The organism is Bradyrhizobium sp. CCBAU 53351 (assembly GCF_015291745.1).
Taxonomy (GTDB): Bacteria; Pseudomonadota; Alphaproteobacteria; order Rhizobiales; family Xanthobacteraceae; genus Bradyrhizobium.
Window position 1 is genome coordinate 2,562,567 of sequence record NZ_CP030059.1, and the last position, 15,637, is coordinate 2,578,203.

Consider the following 15,637-nt stretch of genomic DNA (forward strand, 5'->3'; position numbering starts at 1 on the left):
GCAGCGCCAGGCGCGATACGACACGGCGCTGACAGCGTCTTCGAATGGTCTTTGCGGTGAGCGCACGCCAGCCGCGGAGAGCCCAGCGAGGACGTGCGCGGACGGAGAAGTCGTGTGGTCCCGACGCCCGCGGCTCTGGCGTCAAGTCTTAGCGGAGATGCAGCGGCCAACCGGTGCGCGCATCACACATCCGCAAGGCGACGGGGGCAATAGTGCAACGCTCCCCGAGGAGAGCACGAAGGACACCGTGAAAACCATCGCGCAGGGAAGGCCGGGCGACCGGCATCACCTGTCGTCCACCCCGTGCGCGTTCTCTAGCACACGCGGGACTTCGGGTGCCAGCCGGCGCCCGGCCTTCCCTGCGCCCTTGCTTTCGAAGAGGGCGGAAGAGACAGCAAAGCTCGGGCGAGATTCGCCGCGAGGATGAGCAGGTATGTCCATTGCCAAACAGCGGTCTCGTGCCCCGGACGCGCGGCGGCACGAAGTGATGCGGCGCAGAGCCGAGGCCCATATCTCACAGCGCGACCGTCGGAAACATGGGTCCCGGCTCTGCGCAGCAGCGCAAGAGCGCTGCTGCGCGTCCGGGACACGAGAGCGGTGCGATATCGCCAATGACGTCGGTTGGAGAGGCGCCAACGCGCCGCTACGTCGTCTCCTCCAGCGCGCGGCGCAGCCGTCGGATGATCACGCCGCGGGCGCGGTCGTCGGCGGCGACTCCAATCCGGTCGTTGATGTCGAGCATGAGCTCGGACATCTCGTTGTGCCAGTCGAGGCGGGTCACGGCTTCCGGCGCGAGGCGGCGGCGGTGATCGACGTCGAGCACGCGCGGTTCGGGCGCGGCGAGTTCGTAGATGTCGTCCAGCGTCGGCTGATAGACCTTCGCCGCCGGAATGATGCGCTTGGCAACGCGTTCGGCGAGGCCTGCGATGGCGGCTTCCTCGCCGTGGACCAGGAACAGCCCGCGGGCGATCGGCCGGCGCGCCGCGATCCAACCGGCCATGCCGGCACCGTCGGCATGGCCCGAATATTCGTCGATCATGCGGATGCGGGCGGCGACCTTGATCTCCTCGCCCTGGATCCGCACCGCCTTGGCCCCGTTCTGCAGGAAGCGGCCGAGCGTGCCGTTGGCCTGGAAGCCGGCGAGCAGCACGGTCGCGCGCTCGTTCCACAGCCAGCGCTTCAGATGATGGCGGATGCGGCCGGCGTCGCACATGCCGCTTGCGGCGATGATGATGTGGAATCCGGACAGGCGCATGATCGCCTTGCTCTCGTCCGCCGTCTCCGTGAATTTGAGATGCGGCGAGTTGAGCAGCCGCGCGGCATCGACCGATGGGTCGAGGCTCTCGGCATGGCGGCGAAACACTTCGGTGGCGCGGATCGCGAGCGGAGAATCGAGGAAGATCGGTGCGGTCGGAATCTCGCCGTGCTCCATCAGGTCGACGAGATCGACGATCAGCTCCTGGGTGCGCTCGACCGCGAAGGCGGGCAGCAGCAGCGCGCCGCCGGCCGCCGCCGCATCGCGCACCTCGGCCGCGAGGTGCTTGCGGCGAAGGGCAGGCGTCGTCGCCTCGCGCACCCGGTCGCCATAGGTCGATTCCGAGATGACGTAGTCGAGATCGCTTGGCGCTTCGGGATCGGGTTGCAGCAGCTTGGCCTCCGGCCCGACGTCGCCGGAGAGCAGCACGCGCAGCGGACGTGGCGCGCCCTGCTCGGCGATCTCGAGCTCGATCGAGGCCGAGCCGAGCAGATGGCCCGCGTTCCAGTAGCGCGCGCGGACGCCCGGGATCACGTCGGTCCAGCGTTCGTAGTCGACCGCTCGAAACGATTGCAGCGATGCGATCGCATCGGCCTGCGTGTAGATGGGGAAAACTTCCTTGCGGCCTCGCGAGGCGTTGCGCCGGTTGAGCTGGGTGACTTCCGATTCCTGGATGCTGCCGGCGTCGGGCAGCATGTAGGAGCAGAGATCGATCGTGCCGCGCGTCGCCAGGATCGGTCCCTCGAATCCCGCGCGCACGAGTTTCGGCAACAGGCCGCTATGGTCGATATGGGCATGCGTGAGCAGCACGGCATCGATATCGGCGGGGCGAAACGGAAAGGCGCCGTAGTTGAGCTCCTTCAGCGTCTTCTGGCCCTGGAACAGGCCGCAATCGACCAGGAAGCGGCCGCCTGCGGTCTGGAACAGATAGCTCGATCCCGTCACGGTGCGGGCGGCACCGCAAAATCGAACGGTAGTGCTCATGGAATCGTCTCCGCAAGATGTGTCGTCGGCAGTTCGGACCGCAACGCGGTCGCGAGAATCTCGTCGAGCGCGATCGCGTTGGTCGGGTGCGGCACGCTGTCGGTCGAGCGGATCGACCGGATGCCAGCGCTGGAGAATGCGACGGTCATCGCGGGCGGAAACAGCGCGTGCGTGATGACAGCGTCGACGGCGGTCGCGCCCATCGCCGTCAGAGCCTTGGCCGCTTCCATCAGCGTCGTCCCTGAGGAGACGATATCGTCCACCAGCAGCGCCGGCCGTCCCGACAGCAGCCCGGGATCGGCAAAACTGATCGCCACGGAACGATCGCCGTGTCGCGTCTTGTTTGCCGCCGTGTGCTGCAATTGCAGCCGGCGCGCGATGTCGCTGACCCAGGGCTCGGACTCCATGTCGGGTCCGATCACGATGGTCGAGGGGTCGATGCCGCCGCTTGCCAGTGCGGCCGCGATCGCAGGCATGGCGGACAGATTCTCCGCTTCAATGCCTGGAAAGACCAAGCGGATGTCGGAGGTGCGATGCAAATGCGCATCCACGGTGACGATTCGGTCGACGGTCCTTGCGAGCAGATCACCCATGGCACGCTGGCTGATGGCCTCGCCCGCATGAAACGCAGCATCCTGCCGCATGTAGCAGAGATAGGGCGCGACCAGCACCAGCCGCTTCGAACCGCCACGTCGCAAGGCCTCCGCAGCGAACAGCAGGGCGATCAGCTTGTCATTGGGTTGATCGAGCGGGGCATAGAGGAGGGTGGTGTCTGTCGCCGGCGCGACGGTGACGCGCAGCTCGCCGTCCGGAAAGCGATGCACGGCGATCTCCGCGCAGGACAACCCAAGCCGCGCCGCAAGGCGTTTCGCCGCATCGTTGCCGCCGGACAATGTCTGCAGCGCGATCGTGCTCATGGCGCGGTCTTGCCCTGCGGGGGCTCATGACCGTTGACGACGTAACCGCTCTCCTCGGTGGCGGCATCGGTGGCCAGGTCATGCTCGGGGCGGCCGAACGTGTAGACGCGATAGAGCGGCTCGCCCTGCTCGACGCGATCGCCGATCTTCTTGAACAGGCGGATGCCGGCACCCTTGTCGAGCGGCGCGCCGGCGGTGCGGGCGAGGCGGTTCAGACGCAGGCAGTCGATGGCGGACACGGTGCCGTCATGCGCCGCCTTGACGTCGAAGCTGAGCGATCCCAGCTCGCTGCCGCATGTCGACGGGCCCTGGGCGTCGATGATCTTCTGCATCTGCTTCAGCGCCGCGCCGCTGTCGAGCAGCTCGCGCGCCCGCGCATAGCCGGCGCCGCCGCGCAGCTTCGGATCGTATTCCAGCAGATGCGCGGCCAGCCGCAGCGACTTCTCGCGCAGATCGCGAGGCGCATCCGGATCGTTGCCGAGCACGGCCATGACGTCATTGGCCTCGAGCACCGGGCCGATGCCGTTGCCGATCGGCTGGCTGCCATCGGTCATGATCACCTCGACCGAGCGGCCGAAGCGGTCGCCGACGAATTCGAACAGCTTGCGCAGCCGCATCGCCTCGACGCCGCTCGTGACCTTCGCGGTCGGCCCGACCGGAATGTCGATCAACAGATGCGTCGAGCCGGCCGCGATCTTCTTGGACATGATGGAGGCGACCATCTGCTCGCGGGTATCGAGGCTGAGCGGGCGCTCGACGGAGATCAGGACGTCGTCGGCCGGCGACAGGTTCACATGTCCGCCCCAGATCAGGCAGCCATTGCAGGCCGAGACGATCGCCTTCATCTCCTCGACGCCGACATTGACCCGCGCCAGCACCTCCATCGTGTCGGCGGTGCCGGCGGGCGAGGTGATGGCGCGCGAGGAGGTCTTGGGGATCGGCAGGCCATGCGCGGCGACGATCGGCACCACCACCATCGAGGTGCGATTGCCGGGGATGCCTCCGATGCAATGCTTGTCGACGACAACAGGCGTCGGCCACACCAATTGCGTGCCGGCCTGGGCCATCGCGCCGGTGAGGGCGAGCAGCTCGTCGCTGGTGATGAAGCTCGCCGAGCCGATCAGGAAGGCGGCGATCTCCATGTCCGAGTAGCGATAATGGGCGAGGTCGTCGATGATCGCGCCGATCTCGGCCTGGCTCAAGGTTCGGCCGCGGATCTTTGCGCGCACCGCTTCCAGGCTCTCCGGAGGCGAGGCCGGCCTGACGGTGACCTGGGTGCCCACGCCTTGCGCGAAGCGGTGGAACGCGGGTTCAGAGAGGCCGATCTCGTCGGGGGCCACCAGCGTATCGTCGTCGGTGATCAGCAGCGTCGCCAGCAGGACCTTGCCGCCCTGGCGCAGCTCGACGCGGCTGAAGCCGCGGAAGATCTCGGCGCGCAGCGCTTTCGACTGCCGGGAGAGCACGACGACGTTTTCGCGTCCGGTATCGAGCCGGACACGGCGTATCTTCAGTTGGGCGTGCGGAAGGTCTGGATGCATGGACGGGCCGGCAGGAGGAAACTCGGCGTCCATGCTTAGACGTCGCGGTCCTGATGCTGTTGACCCAGATCATGGCCCGCGCGCGGCTACAGCACGGGCGGGCTGCGGCGTGCCGTCACGCAGCCGTGCTGCTGCAGGCGCGTCGGTCCGGAAATGGGAGGAGCCGAATGCGGCGGCGATATCGCCGATATCGGCCCCGGCCAGATCGGGATCGGGGCTACTTCATTGCCGTGCTGATTGCGACGAACTTACTGTTGAGGAGGGTCGTGCCCATGGTGTTCACGGCCGTTATGATTGCCAGCGCGATGCCGGCGGCGATGAGACCGTACTCGATCGCGGTCGCACCGTTTTCATCGGCAAGGAAAGACCTAAGCAAAGGCATTGCCAACTCCTGTTCGTCCGATCCAACGTATGACCGCGTCGTCATCGAATTCGTCAATAGATCGAATAAGTCTTTATGCGCGCCAAAAGAATTAAGACCGGGCGATCGCGCCTCCGCTGATACGACGGCAGTCATTAAATTAAGGTTCCGCCGGCCTGTCCAAATGGATTCAAATCGCGGGGCCCGTGTGGCTGGTCAAGCCTCGGGAGGCGCTTGCACGATACCGGCATCGAGAGAGGGGTGGCGCTTAACGAATTGTTGAGGCTGTTTGCCGGGCCATCGCGGTCATCGGCGCCCGCCAGGCGCGTTCAGGGCCCGCAACATGGCGATACGGGCGAACATCATCCAGCCGCCGCCCGTCTCGGCCGCATTGATCAAGGTCTCGACGGCGGTCTGCCAATGCGCCTCGTGCTGGGCGTCCGCGGGCAGCTGCATGATGTAGTCGGCGGCGTCCTGGAGCGTGAGCAGCGCGCGCTTGCTGCTCACGCGAACGGGATCGTCGAACGCCGTCGACCAGGGCATGTCAGGCCGCCCGATCCGCGAGAGGTGACATCACGGCGTGATCGCGCGCGCGGTGCGGCTAACCGGCCTTCTTCGTTCGCGCCGGCGCGCGCACCGGCTTGTCGGGCTTCTTCGGTGCGGTTGCGGCCTTCGCCGCGGCCTCCTTGCCACCCTTGCCGGCGATCGGCAGCAGCATCTCGCGCTGGCCCTCGACGCGCTTCTTCGGCTTCTTGGCCTTGGTCTCCTTGGCGACCTTCGCCGCGGGCGCGGTATCCTTCTCGTTCGCGATGCTCTTCTTCAGCGCGTCCATCAGGTTGATGACGTTGCTGCCGGTCTTCGGCGCGGCCTTGGCCGCGATCGGCATGCCCGAGCGCTTCTTGTTGATGAGATCGATCAGGGCGGTCTCGTAATGATCCTCGAACAGCTCGGGCTCGAACGCGCCGGACTTCTTCTCGACGATGTGCTTGGCGAGGTCGAGCATGTCCCTGGTGAGCTTCACGTCCTGGATGTCGTCGAAATATTCGCTCTCGCTGCGGACCTCGTAGGGATAGCGCAGCAGCGTGCCCATCAGCCCGCTCTCGAGCGGCTCGAGCGCGATGATGTGCTCGCGGTTGGTCAGCACCACGCGGCCGATCGCGACCTTGTCCATGCTGCGGATGGTCTCGCGGATCACGGCATAGGCGTCGTGGCCGACCTTGCCGTCCGGCACGAGATAATAGGGGCGGATCAGATAGCGGTTGTCGATGTCGGACTTCGGCACGAACTCGTCGATCTCGATCGTGTGCGTGGAGTCCAGCGCGATGTCGTCGAGCTCGTCCTTGGTGACCTCGATATAGGTGTCGGTGTCGACCTTGTAGCCCTTGACGATGTCCTCGGAGGTGACCTCGTCGCCGGTCTCGGCGTCGACCTTGAGGTACTTGATCCGGTGCCCGGTCTTGCGGTTGATCTGGTTGAAGGAGACCTTCTCGGTATCCGAAGTGGCCGGATAGAGCGCGACCGGGCAGGTCACGAGCGACAGACGCAGAAAACCCTTCCAATTGGCGCGGGGGGCCATGGGCTACTCCAAACGCAACGGGGACAGACGACTAGGATACCATCGGGGAACAACGAATCAAAGCAAGGTCGGCTGCTGAATCTTGCAACTGCGTTAACTGGCCGCTGGGCCATGCTGTGCCGCCCGATCCGGCCGCAAAAGCCGGAACATCGTATCCCATCACGCGTTGGCTCTGGACATCGGCTGCGAGGAGGTCGCGGCTATCGGGAGCGACATCCAGAGATTGAGGGCATCATGGCAACCACGCGAGAGCAGCATCAGATCGTCGAAACGGCAACCGAGGCGCGGCAGGGTGAACCTGGGCCGTCCGTTGCCGCCCTGCTCGCCATCTCGACCGGGCTTGCGATCCTGATCCTCGCCGTCATCTGGTTCGTGTTCTTCCGGACCTGACGGCCAAATTCACGGGAAGGGCGGACCTTCCACTTGCCGCAGTCCGCGGCACATCTGCGCCCGTCCTGCTGCCGGCTCATCCGGCCGCAGGGCGGGCGCAGTCGCGTTGGCTGCGAACACGGCGTATATGACCAAAAAGTAACGCGGCAGGTTCCCGGCGTTCATATTCAGTTCACGCCGGAATTGCTCATCTGGCGCAGTGTTGATGCGGCCTATCTCTGGAGAGAAACGTGCGCCTGCTCGTTGTTGAGGACGACCCCGATCTCAATCGCCAGCTCACCAAGGCGCTGACCGACGCTGGCTATGTCGTCGATCGGGCCTTCGACGGGGAGGAGGGGCATTATCTCGGCGACAACGAGCCGTATGATGCCGTCGTGCTCGACATAGGTCTGCCGAAGAAGGACGGCATCTCGGTGCTGGAGGCCTGGCGCCGCAACGGCCGCACCATGCCGGTCCTGATCCTCACCGCACGCGACCGCTGGAGCGACAAGGTGCAGGGCTTCGATGCCGGCGCCGACGACTATGTCGCAAAACCGTTCCATCTGGAGGAAGTGCTGGCGCGCATCCGTGCGCTGCTGCGCCGCTCCACCGGCCATGCCCAGAGCGAGCTCAGCTGCGGCCCCGTGACCCTCGACACCCGCACCGGCCGGGTCAGCGTTTCCGGCAATCCCGTCAAGATGACCTCGCACGAATATCGGCTTCTGGCCTACCTGATGCACCATTCCGGGCGTGTGGTGTCCCGCACCGAGCTGGTCGAGCACCTCTACGACCAGGACTTCGACCGCGACTCCAACACGATCGAAGTGTTCGTCGGCCGCATCCGCAAGAAGCTCGACGTCGACATCATCCAGACCGTCCGCGGCCTCGGCTATCTCCTGACCCCGCCGGCCGCTTGAGGCGTTCCGGGGCTTGACGGGCCGCCCCACAGGGGCCTTGGTCCGATCATGACCTCCGCCGCCCTGCCATCCTGCGCCTCCCGGGATCGTTCCGATGGCCGCTAGCTCACTTGCCAACCGACTGTTCCTGTCGGCGACCGCCTGGCTCGTGGTGATCCTGGCCATCACCGGCGTGGTGCTGTCGTCGGTCTACAAGAACGCCACGGAGCGCGCCTTCGACCGCCGGCTCAACCTCTATCTGCGCACCCTGATCGCGGAGGTCGCGACCCCCGACGAGCCGCCGGACCGCCAGTTCCAGTCGCTGGGCGAGCCCCTGTTCGAGCTGCCGCTGTCGGGCTGGTACTGGCAGATCACGCGGACCGACACCGAGAAGCCGGAAGTGCGGTCCTCGCGCTCGCTCTGGGACAAGAAGCTGCCGAAGCTGGAGGAGCAGGGCACCGAGCTCACCGCCGCCGGCATTCGCCTCGCCTATGTCGACGGGCCCGAGGGGCAGAATTTGCGCATGGTCGAACGTCCCGTCGATCTCGGCGCCGACGGCAAATTTCTCGTCAGCGTCGCCGGCGACGACACCGAGATTTTCGACGAGACGCGCAGCTTCGACTATTATCTCGGCGGCACCTTCACCGCGCTTGGCATCGTGCTGCTGCTGACGACCGTGTTCCAGGTCCGCTTCGGCCTCGCACCGCTCAAGCGCATCTCGGAATCGATTGCCGATATCCGCTCCGGGCGGGCGGAGCGGCTTGAGGGCGAATTCCCGGTCGAGATCGCGCCATTGGCGCGCGAGACCAACGCGCTGATCGATGCCAACCGCGAGATCGTCGAGCGCGCGCGGACCCATGTCGGCAATCTCGCCCACGCCATCAAGACGCCGCTCTCGGTGATCGTCAACGAGGCCGGCGCCCACATTGCCGATCCGTTCGCAGCCAAGGTGATGGAGCAGGCGGACGTGATGCGCGACCAAGTCGCCCATCATCTGGAGCGCGCGCGCATCGCGGCGCGGGTCTCCGTGGTCGCGACCGTGACGGAGGTGGCGCCTGCCATCGAGGCGCTGCGGCGGACCATGGAGAAGATCCATCGTGATCGCGGCATCGTGGTCGAGGCCAAGGCGGATCATTCGGCGAAATTTCGCGGCGAGCGCCAGGATCTGGAGGAGATGGTCGGCAATCTCGTCGACAACGCCTGCAAATGGGCGGCCTCGCGCGTCTTCATCGAGGTCCTCGTGGAGGCGCCGCACCAGGCGGGGGTGGGCCCGCGGCTGCGGATCATCGTCGATGACGACGGCCGCGGGCTGTCGGAGGCCGAGCGCGCCCAGGTCTCCCGGCGCGGCCAGCGGCTCGACGAGTCCAAGCCCGGATCGGGGCTGGGGCTGTCGATCGTGACCGACCTTGCCGCGCTCTACGGCGGCAGCCTCTCGCTCGGTGGCGCGCCGACCGGCGGCCTGCGGGCCGAACTGGTCCTTCCGGGAATATAATCCCTTGTTCCGACGTGGCTTTTCGATCCCGCCCAAGGCCTGCGGACGCCAACCGAGGGGATTCGACCCGACTTCCTAAACGGCTTCTTAAGTGGGCCCTCCTATGATCGCGCCCGGACGCATCCCATGTCCGCCATTTTACCGTGCATTACCCGGGCGCATGAGCCAGACATCGATCGAGCGGCTGAGGGAATATCTCGCGCAGCTCCCGCCGCAGTCGCAGGCGCTGCTGATGCGGGAGTTCGAGCGTGCGCTCGATCGCGGCCAGGACACCGCGGTGGCGACCCTCGTGCTCGAGCAGTTGCGCAAGATCGTCCGCAAGACCGAAGCCGAAGAAGCCCCGCCGCCGCGCACGGATGATCTGTCGCGGCTGCTGTTCCAGGTGCTGGAACCCTTCCTGGTCGAAGCCGGCACCCCGATCCGGGTCGGTCAGATCCGCCGCTCTTCGCTGCAGCCGATCTGGCAATGGCTCGGCCGCGACGGCGCGCCGGACAAGGTCAACGAATTCGAGGCCGCGCTGGCGCGTATGCCCGCCGACAGTGCGGGGCAGGTCGAGGCCTTGGCGCAGAAGCTCCAAGCGGTGGCTGCGGACGCCATTTTCGAGCTGACGGGTCCCGGCGGCGGCGACAAATCGCGCGCGCTGGCCCGGGTCGGCCCGCCCAACGTGATCGAGGACCTCTACTCGATCGGAGCGGTGCTGCAGGTCCGGGAGGCCATTGCCGGCCTGAACGAGAAGCTGCCGCGGACCTTGCGCGCCTTCGGCGATTCCCAGATCGCCTCGGTGACGTCGGCGCTCAACATTCCGGTGCTCCAGACGCCGCAGATGCTGCCCTTCGCGCTGTCGATCGTGGTGCAGCGGATGACCGCGCCGTGGCAGATCATCCGCCTCGCCATCAAGATTGCCGCCTCCGACGACGAGATCCGCGTTGCGGCGACGCCTTACGGCGTCGCGGTCACGATCGCGCTGCACGATCTGTCCTGTGTCGCCGCCACCCTGCGCATGGACATCAAGCGCGGCCATTTCGACAACGTGGCCGGCAACCTCAAGACGTTGCACGATGGCGTGCGGGGCCTGCGCACCGAGCTCGACCTGCGCAACGATTCCGCCTGGGGCAAGCAGCTGACCTCGATCCGAGCCGACATCTCCAACGCGCTGCAATCCGAGATCGACAGCGTTCCCGGTCGCGTCCGCCGCATCCTGCGCCAGCGCCCCGAGAAGGACATTCCACCGGGCGCGCGCATCGACAGCACCGAGGTTGAGGAAACCGTGGCGCTGATCGATTTCGTCGCGACCTGCCGCAATTATGCGAGCGAGCTTGCGATCAACGAGGTGACGCTGCGCACCTATTCCGATCTCCAGCAATACGTCGAACGTTCGACCGAGCAGCTGGTGCAGTCGTTGCGCGCCGCCGACCACAAGGTCCGCACCTACAGGCAGCAGCAGGTCGACGCCGCGATTCGCTTCTGCCAGGTGCTGTTTGGCGACGACTACGCCTCGCTGATGAGTCGGGCCGCGCAGAACGCCGCGACGGGCGAGCGCAAATCGTCGCGCGCAAGCTGATTCAAGCGCATCTTTTCGTGATCACAATTTGTGGTTGACGGTGCCGATGGCGCGCCGTACGGTCCCGTGCAACTCCGGGGAACTTCTATTTGTGGGCGCATGAAACCCGTTATCAGCTCGATCGAAATTGAGAACCGCATCATTGTTGCCAAGTATCAAAGACTGATGGTCGGCGCCAAGGTGGTGCTGATCGAGAAGGCAAGCGGTCGGCAATTGTCCGAGACCATCACCAGGGTTGCATCTCCGGTTCCGGTCGGCGCGCTGCGCATCAGACTGCCGGAGGCCGTCAAGCCGGGAACATACTTCCTGAAGGCCTTCAACGGGCACGGTGAGGACGCCGCGCAAAGTGCGGATTTCGAGATCGGCTAAGCCGTTGGTCTTCCACCGTTTCGAGACCGTGCGCGGTCGCGCCGAATTGACAATTGTCAATTGCCGCATCGTCCGGCCGTGGTGTAAAGCCACCTATGGGCGCGGTTCGTGCGCTGCCGGAAGCTTGCCAGATGACGCTATGGTTCGTGTTCGCGCTGATGACGGTCGCGGCGATTTTCGCCGTGCTTTGGCCGCTTGGCCGCAAGGGACGCGCGCAAGATCAAGGTAGCGAGGTCGCGGTCTACAAGGACCAGCTGGCCGAGGTCGAGCGTGATCTCGCCGCAGGCTTGATTCCGGCCCCGGACGCCGAGGCTGCGCGCGTCGAGATCAGCCGCAGGCTGCTTGCCGCGGCCGCCAGCGAGCCCGCGGTGGCACCGACGTCCAATCTGAAATGGCGCCGCGCCGCGGCCGTAGCGGCGCTCGCCGGCCTGCCGCTCGTTGCGATCGCCGTCTACATGCCGCTCGGCTCGCCCAAGCTCCAGGACTTCCCGCTGGCACAACGCGAGCGCGCGCCGGGCAAGGCGCAGTCGCTCGAGAATCTCGTCGAGCAGGTCCAGCAGCATCTGGAGAAGAATCCCACCGACGGGCGCGGCTGGAACGTGCTTGCGCCGGTGCTGCAGCGGCTCGGCCGTTTCGACGACGCCGTGCGCGCCTATCGCAGCTCGCTCACCTACAATGGCGAGAGCGCGGAGCGCCGGGCCGATCTCGGCGAGGCGCTCTCGGCCGCCGCCGGCGGCGTGGTGACCGCCGAGGCCAAATCCGAATTCGACCGTGCCCACGCCCTGGACGCCGAGGATCCCAAGGCGAACTACTTCCTGGGTCTTGCCGCCGAGCAGGACGGCCGCAAGGACGATGCTGCCAATATCTGGCGCGCGCTGCTCTCGAAAGCGCCCGCGGATGCGCCGTGGCGTGCCCTGGTGCAGACCTCGCTGGCGCGGGTCGGCGGCGGTGGCACGATGCCCGCGTTGTCCGACGAGACGATTGCCGCTTCCAAGGACATGGCCGAAGGCGATCGCAACGCGATGGTGCGCGGCATGGTCGAGCGCCTCGCCACCCGGTTGAAGCAGAACGGCGACGACGTCGAGAGCTGGCTGCGCCTGGTGCGCGCCTATCTCGTGATGGGCGAGCGGGACAAGGCGATGGGGGCATCAGTCGATGCCCGGCAGGCGGTTGCCAGCGATGCCGAGCGGCTTCGCCAGCTCAACGAAGGCCTCAAGACGCTCGGGCTCGGCGGATGACGATGTCGGGACGAGAGCAGCGGAGAACGGATACGCCATGACGCGCAAGCAGCGACGTATGACCATCATCGGCGGCTCGCTCGCCGTGCTCGCGCTCGCGGCCGCGCTGGTGCTCAACGCCCTTCGCGACTCCATCGTGTTCTTCTCGACGCCAACCATGGTCGCCGAGAAGCACGTCGAGCCGGGCAAGCGGTTTCGTCTCGGCGGGCTGGTGCAGCCCGGCTCGCTGCAGCGCGGGGACAATCTCGCGGTGAGTTTCGAGGTCGCCGACGGCAACGCCAAGCTGCCGGTGGCCTACAAGGGCATCCTGCCGGACCTGTTCCGCGAGGGGCAGGGCGTCGTCGCCGAGGGCGCGCTCGACGCCAATGGCGTGTTCAAGGCAGATACCGTGCTTGCCAAGCACGACGAGACCTACATGCCCAAGGACGTTGCCGATGCCCTGAAGAAGCAGGGGCACTGGAAGGACGATTACGGCGGCAAGCCTTCCGACGGCGGCAAGACGTCTGACGCAGGCAAGCCCGCGGCGACGACCGCGCAGGGCAATCCGCAGGGAGCAGTGCGGTGATCGCAGAATCCGGACATTACGCGCTGGTGCTGGCGCTTGGGCTCGCACTGATCCAATCCGTCGTGCCCCTGATCGGCGCGCGCCTGCACGACGTCGCGCTCATGAACGTGGCGCGCTCCGCGGCGCTGGCGCAACTGCTGTTCGTCGGCGCCTCGTTCACAGCGCTCGTGATGCTGCACGTGAACTCGGATTTCTCCGTTGCCAACGTCTACGAGAATTCCCACTCGATGAAGCCGCTGCTCTACAAGATCACCGGCGTGTGGGGAAACCATGAAGGCTCGATGCTCCTGTGGGTCTCGATTCTGGCCTTGTTCGGCGGGCTGGTTGCCGCCTTCGGCAATAATCTGCCGCTGTCGCTGCGCGCACATGTGCTCGCCGTCCAGGCCTGGGTCGCCAGCGCCTTCTATCTCTTCATCCTCGTAACCTCGAACCCCTTCCTGCGCATCGCGAGCCCGCCGATCGAGGGACGCGATCTCAATCCGGTGCTCCAGGACATCGGGCTCGCCGTTCATCCGCCGATGCTCTATCTCGGCTATGTCGGCTTCTCGATCTCGTTCTCCTTCGCCATCGCGGCGCTGATGGAGGGGCGGATCGACGCGGCCTGGGCGCGCTGGGTGCGGCCGTGGACGCTGGTCGCGTGGATCTTCCTCACGCTCGGCATCGCCATGGGATCGTACTGGGCCTATTACGAGCTCGGCTGGGGCGGCTGGTGGTTCTGGGATCCGGTCGAGAACGCCTCGCTGATGCCGTGGCTCTCCGGCACGGCGCTGCTCCATTCGGCGCTGGTGATGGAGAAGCGTAACGCGCTGAAGGTCTGGACCATCCTGCTCTCGATCCTGACCTTCTCGCTGTCGCTGCTCGGCACCTTCCTGGTGCGTTCGGGCGTCATCACCTCGGTGCACGCCTTCGCCACCGACCCCACCCGCGGCGTGTTCATCCTGCTGATCCTCTGCCTGTTCATCGGCGGCAGCCTGTCGCTGTTCGCGGGCCGTGCCAGCTCGTTGAAGCAGGGCGGCCTGTTCGCGCCGATCTCGCGCGAGGGCGCGCTGGTCCTGAACAATCTGCTGCTTACGGTCGCCTGCGCCGTCGTGCTGTTCGGCACGCTCTATCCGCTGGCGATGGAGATGCTCGCCGACTTCAAGATGTCGGTCGGTGCACCCTTCTACAACCTGACCTTCGCGCCGCTGTTCGCCCTGTTGCTGCTTGCCGTGCCGTTCGGGCCGATGCTGGCGTGGAAGCGCGGCGATTTGCTCGGCGTGACGCAGCGTCTGCTGGCTGCAGGCGTTGCCGGGCTCGTGGCCGTCGCCGTCGCCTGGGGCTGGGCAACGGGCGGCAGCACGCTGGCGCCGCTCGCGATCGGGCTTGGCGTCTTCGTCATCGCCGGCGCCATCACCGACATCGTCGAGCGGACCGGCCTCGTGCGGCTGCCGTTCGCAACGGTGCTGCACCGGGCCCGCGGCCTGCCGCGCTCGGCCTGGGGCACGGCGTTTGCGCATGCCGGCCTCGGTGTCGCGCTGATCGGGATCGTCTGCGAGACCACCTGGAACAGCGAACACATCGCGACGATGAAGCAGAACGACGTCGCTCACATCGCCGGCTTCGACGTCAAGCTCGACGGACTGCTGCAGCGTCAGGGCCCGAACTTTCGCGAGATGATCGCGCAGTTCAACGTCAGCCGCGACGGCGCCCCGCTCAGCGTCATGACGCCGTCCAAGCGCAGCTTCACCACCCGCGGCTCCTCGACCACCGAGGCCGCGCTGCTGACGCGCGGCGCCAGCCAGCTCTACATTTCGCTCGGCGACGCCAATGCCGAGGGCGCCATCGCCGTACGCATCTACTACAAGCCGATGGTGCTCATGATCTGGTGGGGGCCGGTGCTGATGGCGTTCGGCGGCGTGCTGTCGCTGTCCGACCGGCGCCTGCGGGTCGGCGCGCCGAAGCCGGCGCGGGCCAAGCAGCGCCTCCAGCCGGCGGAGTGATCCGATGCGCCGGATGATGGCTGCGTTCGCCGTGCTGATGCTGCTGGCTTTGCCTGCGGCCCACGCGGTGCAGCCCGACGAGATCATGTCGGATCCCGCCAAGGAAGCCCGTGCGCGCGAGCTGTCGCGCGAACTGCGCTGCATGGTCTGCCAGAACCAGTCGATCGATGATTCCGATGCGCCGCTGGCGCGCGACCTGCGGCTCCTGGTGCGCGAGCGCATCGGCGCCGGCGACAGCAATTCGCAGGTGCTCGACTTCCTGGTCGCGCGCTACGGCGAGTTCGTGCTGCTGAAGCCGCGCTTCGAGCGTCAGACTCTGGTGCTGTGGCTGCTCGGGCCGCTGCTGCTGATGGGGGGCGGCGTGGCACTGTGGCTGCAAATCCGGCGTCGCGCGCGTGATGGTGCCGATTTACCAGCGCCGCCACTCACGCCCGATGAACAGGCACGGGTCGCGGCCTTGATGTCCGACGAAGCCAAATCTCCCTAGCAACTCACGCGCCCTGGTTACGTAATGCTACGTAGACGGGCGGCGCGCCG

The 15,637-nt window shown here is 66.4% G+C and carries 15 protein-coding genes; 9 read left to right on the forward strand and 6 right to left on the reverse strand.

Annotation, left to right across the window (positions count from 1 at the left end; all coding sequences use genetic code 11):
- Positions 1-643: 643 nt before the first annotated feature.
- From XH83_RS11960 to XH83_RS11985, 6 genes are all read right to left on the reverse strand, one after another.
- The gene (locus tag XH83_RS11960; RefSeq protein ID WP_194407188.1) at positions 644-2,239 is read right to left on the reverse strand and encodes an MBL fold metallo-hydrolase; all 1,596 of its coding nucleotides are present in this window, start codon (positions 2,237-2,239) and stop codon (positions 644-646) included.
- Positions 2,236-3,156: a ribose-phosphate pyrophosphokinase gene (locus tag XH83_RS11965; protein WP_194407189.1), complete on the reverse strand. Its 921-nt coding sequence runs from the start codon at positions 3,154-3,156 to the stop codon at positions 2,236-2,238. The genes XH83_RS11960 and XH83_RS11965 overlap by 4 nt, the downstream gene beginning before the upstream one ends.
- Positions 3,153-4,694 (reverse strand): thymidine phosphorylase family protein, encoded by a 1,542-nt coding sequence (locus XH83_RS11970; protein WP_194408238.1) that lies wholly within the window; start codon positions 4,692-4,694, stop codon positions 3,153-3,155. The genes XH83_RS11965 and XH83_RS11970 overlap by 4 nt, the downstream gene beginning before the upstream one ends.
- Before the next feature lie 217 nt (positions 4,695-4,911).
- Positions 4,912-5,076 (reverse strand): Flp family type IVb pilin, encoded by a 165-nt coding sequence (locus tag XH83_RS11975; protein WP_194408239.1) that lies wholly within the window; start codon positions 5,074-5,076, stop codon positions 4,912-4,914.
- A gap of 285 nt (positions 5,077-5,361) precedes the next feature.
- Positions 5,362-5,598 carry a hypothetical protein gene (locus XH83_RS11980; RefSeq protein ID WP_194407190.1) on the reverse strand — a complete coding sequence of 79 codons (237 nt, stop codon included), beginning with the start codon at positions 5,596-5,598 and terminating at the stop codon, positions 5,362-5,364.
- 58 nt (positions 5,599-5,656) lie between these two features.
- Positions 5,657-6,631, reverse strand: coding sequence for a Ku protein (locus XH83_RS11985; RefSeq protein WP_194407191.1), 975 nt, complete (start codon positions 6,629-6,631; stop codon positions 5,657-5,659).
- A gap of 234 nt (positions 6,632-6,865) precedes the next feature.
- Here XH83_RS11985 and XH83_RS11990 point away from each other — a divergent pair, with 234 nt between their 5' ends.
- The 9 genes from XH83_RS11990 to XH83_RS12030 all read left to right on the forward strand — a co-directional run bounded on the left by XH83_RS11990 (position 6,866) and on the right by XH83_RS12030 (position 15,587).
- Positions 6,866-7,021 (forward strand): hypothetical protein, encoded by a 156-nt coding sequence (locus XH83_RS11990; protein WP_174718932.1) that lies wholly within the window; start codon positions 6,866-6,868, stop codon positions 7,019-7,021.
- Positions 7,022-7,251: 230 nt separating this feature from the next.
- Entirely contained in the window at positions 7,252-7,917 is a 666-nt protein-coding gene (locus tag XH83_RS11995) for a response regulator transcription factor (protein WP_018315821.1), read from the forward strand.
- 94 nt (positions 7,918-8,011) lie between these two features.
- Positions 8,012-9,388, forward strand: coding sequence for a sensor histidine kinase (locus tag XH83_RS12000; RefSeq protein WP_194407192.1), 1,377 nt, complete (start codon positions 8,012-8,014; stop codon positions 9,386-9,388).
- Between the two features lie 160 nt (positions 9,389-9,548).
- Positions 9,549-10,949: a hypothetical protein gene (locus XH83_RS12005; protein WP_194407193.1), complete on the forward strand. Its 1,401-nt coding sequence runs from the start codon at positions 9,549-9,551 to the stop codon at positions 10,947-10,949.
- A 99-nt stretch (positions 10,950-11,048) separates the two neighbouring features.
- A complete protein-coding gene (locus tag XH83_RS12010; protein ID WP_194407194.1) occupies positions 11,049-11,318 on the forward strand; it encodes a hypothetical protein in 270 nt (89 codons plus the stop codon).
- Between the two features lie 131 nt (positions 11,319-11,449).
- Positions 11,450-12,556, forward strand: a complete 1,107-nt coding sequence (ccmI, locus tag XH83_RS12015; protein ID WP_194407195.1) for a c-type cytochrome biogenesis protein CcmI — start codon at positions 11,450-11,452, stop codon at positions 12,554-12,556.
- Positions 12,557-12,593: 37 nt separating this feature from the next.
- Positions 12,594-13,121 carry a cytochrome c maturation protein CcmE gene (gene ccmE / locus XH83_RS12020; protein ID WP_194407196.1) on the forward strand — a complete coding sequence of 176 codons (528 nt, stop codon included), beginning with the start codon at positions 12,594-12,596 and terminating at the stop codon, positions 13,119-13,121.
- On the forward strand, positions 13,118-15,100 hold the full coding sequence (locus XH83_RS12025; RefSeq protein WP_194407197.1) for a heme lyase CcmF/NrfE family subunit: 1,983 nt from the start codon (positions 13,118-13,120) through the stop codon (positions 15,098-15,100). Before ccmE ends, XH83_RS12025 begins: the two co-directional genes overlap by 4 nt.
- 4 nt (positions 15,101-15,104) lie before the next feature.
- Positions 15,105-15,587: a cytochrome c-type biogenesis protein gene (locus XH83_RS12030; protein ID WP_194407198.1), complete on the forward strand. Its 483-nt coding sequence runs from the start codon at positions 15,105-15,107 to the stop codon at positions 15,585-15,587.
- The last annotated feature ends 50 nt before the right edge of the window (positions 15,588-15,637 follow it).